1 protein-coding gene is annotated in these 1,112 nt (G+C 60.6%); it reads right to left on the bottom strand.

What is annotated here, in order from left to right; genetic code table 11:
• Nucleotides 1–29: 29 nt before the first annotated feature.
• On the bottom strand, nucleotides 30–1,058 hold the full coding sequence (locus K787_RS0121295; RefSeq protein ID WP_022964810.1) for an IS30-like element ISPsp7 family transposase: 1,029 nt from the start codon (nucleotides 1,056–1,058) through the stop codon (nucleotides 30–32).
• Nucleotides 1,059–1,112: the final 54 nt, after the last annotated feature.

Below are 1,112 nucleotides of genomic sequence, written 5' to 3'. Positions count from 1 at the left end.
GGCGGTTGCAGGAGCTGAGTGCAACACGGTTATTGAATTGAAGCCGGAGCATCATGCCGCATTGCCATGGCATTTTGCATGACCTCTCCCATCACCTCGATGGGGCATTTGAAGTCGAAGCGCTTGCGCGGTCGCATGTTCAGTTGCAGCGCAATGGCGTCCAGCTCCTCCTGGCTATGTACCGACAGGTCTGTGCCCTTGGGCAAGTACTGGCGAATCAGGCCGTTGATGTTTTCGTTGCTGCCGCGCTGCCAGGGGCTATGCGGGTCGCAGAAGTAGATCGCCACGCCGGTTCTTTGGGTGATCTCGGCGTGTCGCGCCATCTCCCGGCCCTGGTCGTAAGTCATGCTCTTGCGCATCGCCAGCGGCATGCTATTGAGCGCGGCGCTGAAGCCTTCCAGCGCCGAAGTCGCCGTCGCGTCGTTCATCTTCACCAACATCAGGTAGCCACTGGTGCGTTCCACCAGCGTACCGACGGACGAGGCGTTGGCCTTACCCTTGATGAGGTCGCCTTCCCAATGCCCCGGCATCAGCCTGTCTTCAATCTCCGGCGGGCGCACATGAATACTGACCATCTCGGGGATCTGGCCGCGCCGATCCACGCCACCAGAGCGCGGCCGGCGCGTCGTCTTGCCTTGGCGCAGACAGATGATCAGCTCCTTACGCAGCTCACCCACTGGCAGGGCATAGATCGCGTTGTAGATCGTCTCGCGACAGACGTAGGCATCTCGCAGGTTGGGTATGTTCATGCTGCGCAGCTTGCCGGCAATCTGCTCGGGAGACAAACGCTCACGCAGCATATGGGTCACCAGTTCGAAGCGCTCGCTACCCGGCAACAGTTTTCGCATCGGTCGACAAACCTGGCGGCGGGCCTGCATTTGCTGCTGGGCCAGGCGGGCCGAGTAGCCACCGCAAGCACCTCGGTTACGGCGCAGCTCACGGCTGATGGTCGAAGGGGATCGGTTGATCAAGCAGGCAATCCTGCGCAGGCTGAAGCCTTGGGTACGACCGATTTGAATGGTGGCGCGCTCTTCAACGCTGAGTTCGGTATAAGACATAGGGGCAGCACCGTACCGGAAAGGTCAGGTGTTGCACTCAGTTTTTGCCGCCGC

The organism is Halopseudomonas pelagia CL-AP6, assembly GCF_000410875.1.
Lineage (GTDB): Bacteria > Pseudomonadota > Gammaproteobacteria > Pseudomonadales > Pseudomonadaceae > Halopseudomonas > Halopseudomonas pelagia.
The sequence above is the reverse complement of the archived record's forward strand: the minus strand, read 5'-3'. Positions and strand labels throughout refer to the sequence as shown.

Bases quoted from the DNA above. Each gene is read 5' to 3' on its own strand.
- K787_RS0121295 (WP_022964810.1), bottom strand. From the start codon at position 1,058: ATGTCTTATACCGAACTCAGCGTTGAAGAGCGCGCCACCATTCAAATC.